Here is a 2,227-nt window from a genome sequence, read left to right on the forward strand (position 1 = left end):
CTGCCGGTGTCGCTGGCGCCGATCGCTTTGCTTGTGTGGCAGCGCCGGTGTGACGGGCGCTAGTCGCGCTCCAGGCACCAGCCTTCGCTCAGCGTCAGCGCGACCGTCTGGCCAGCGTCGAGCGCGTGCGGGTGATAGGCCATCAGCGCAGTGCCATCGGCGAGGCGCAGGTGCAGCTCGAAGCGCTCGCCGCGAAAGGTCTGGTGTTCGACGCGGGCGGTGAGATGTTGGGCGGTAGGCGTCTCGGCGCGCACACGAACGTGCTCCGGGCGCACCAGCACCGGCTGGGTACGCGATGCAAGCGGGGCGTTCAGACCCTGCATCAGCGCGGCCTCGCCAAGGCGCTGGCCCGGGGCGCCGGCGGCGATGTGAAGCTCGCTGCCCTGACCGATGAAGCCCGCGACCCACTGGCTTTTAGGTTCGCGGTAGAGGGTCTCGGGCGTGGCCCACTGAACCAGGCGGCCGTCGCGCATCACCGCGATGCGATCCGCCAGCGCCATCGCCTCGCTCTGGTCGTGGGTCACGTAGACCATGGTGGCCTCGGTGCGGCGATGAAAGTCGTGAAAGCTCTGCTCCATGGCGGCGCGCAGGTGGCGGTCCAGGTTCGCCAGCGGCTCGTCGAGCAGTACCACCGCAGGATCCGTGACCAGGCAGCGCGCCAGCGCTACCCGCTGGCGCTGGCCACCGGAAAGTGCCTGGGGCGTGCGGTCGGCGTACGCCTCGAGTGCGACCAGCGACAGCGCCCGCTGAACGCGCTCGCGGTAGGCTGCACCGCGCACCTTTCTTAGCTTCAAGGGGTAGCCGACGTTGTCCGCCACGCTCATGTGCGGCCACAGCGCGTAGGATTGAAACACCATCGCCATGTGGCGCTGCTCCGGCGGCAGGTGGTGCCCGGGGCCCGCCAGCAGCGTCTCACCAAGGCGGATCTCGCCGTGGGAGATTTCCTCGAAGCCCGCCAGCAGGCGCAGCATGGTGGTCTTGCCGCAGCCGCTGGGGCCGAGAAGCGCCACGAACTCGCCGGGCTCCACGGTGAGCGAGAGCCCATCGACGGCGGCGTGCTCGCCGAAGAACTTGCTCACGCCTTCGATACTCAGCGCTGCCATGGCACGACTCCTCTAGGCAGGCGAGGCGCCAGCAGGCTCAAGGCGAGCATCAGCGCGGCGACCATCGCCACCACCAGTACCGATACCGCCGAGGCCAGCACGCTCTCGCCACCCTCGTCCAGGTTGAAGATCAGAACGCCGAGGGTCTCGTTGCCGGCGCTCCACAAAAGCGCCGAGACCGTCAGCTCGTTGACCGCGAGCAGAAACACCAGAAGCCCCCCGGCGAACAGCGCCGGTGCCACCAGCGGCAGCACGATGGTCGCTAGCCGCCGCCAGGGCCCTGCGCCGGCGAGCTGCGCGGCCTCCTCGAGAGACGGGTCGAGCTGGGCAAGGCTCGCCGCGACCGGCTTCAGGCAGACCACCAGAAAGCGCGCCAGGTAGGCGATGAAGATCAGCGTGAGCGTGCCGTAGAGCGCCACGTCGATGAGCGGAAGCGGGCGCACGAAGAGCAGGATGCAGGCGATGGCGAGCACCACCCCGGGTAGCGCATAGGGCAGCTCCACCGCCCCGAGGGCCAGATTCTGAAGCCTGGGCGGCAGGCGCTGGAGCCGGTAGGCGAGCGGCAGGCTCGCCGCCATCAACACGAGCGAGGCGCCGCCGGCGAGCCACAGGCTGTTGCTCACCGCCCGCCAGGTGGTGCCCTGGCGGCTCAACACCTCTTCAAACGCGGCAAGCGTGGCGGTCGTGGCGTTGAGCGGCACGCCCATGGCGGGCACCAGCGAGCTGACCACCAGCGCGGCGAGCGGGGCGATCAGAATCGCTGCCAGCACCATTGCCAGCAGCGCCGTGACGGGCACCTGCAAGCGCCCCAGGGTGAAGTCGTGGGCGCGGCCGCTGTGGCCGGTGAGCCCGAAGCGGCTGCGCCCCAGGGCGCGCTGCTGAAGCGCCACGCCGAGAAGGGCGATGACACCGATCAACAGCGACAGCGACGCCATCTCCGGCAGCACCCCGGTGCCGAAGCTCGCCATGCGCTGGTAGATCAGCGTGGGCAGCACGTAAACCCCGGCGGGAATGCCGAGCATGGCGGGAATGCCGAAGTTGCCGAGACTCGAGATGAACGCCATCGCCGCCCCGGCCACCAGCCCGCCCCGCGTGACCGGCAGTATGATATGGCCCCACACCTG

The 2,227-nt window shown here is 69.6% G+C and carries 2 protein-coding genes; both read right to left on the minus strand.

Going from position 1 to position 2,227, the window contains the following annotated elements; genetic code table 11:
- Window positions 1-59 precede the first annotated feature (59 nt).
- Window positions 60-1,103, minus strand: coding sequence for an ABC transporter ATP-binding protein (locus BIS11_RS15705; RefSeq protein ID WP_253426680.1), 1,044 nt, complete (start codon window positions 1,101-1,103; stop codon window positions 60-62).
- A partial coding sequence (locus tag BIS11_RS15710; RefSeq protein ID WP_253586505.1) for an iron ABC transporter permease occupies window positions 1,091-2,227 on the minus strand: 1,137 nt, incomplete at its 5' end. The genes BIS11_RS15710 and BIS11_RS15705, both read right to left, overlap by 13 nt.

The organism is Halomonas sp. 707D4, from assembly GCF_024158685.1.
Lineage (GTDB): Bacteria > Pseudomonadota > Gammaproteobacteria > Pseudomonadales > Halomonadaceae > Vreelandella.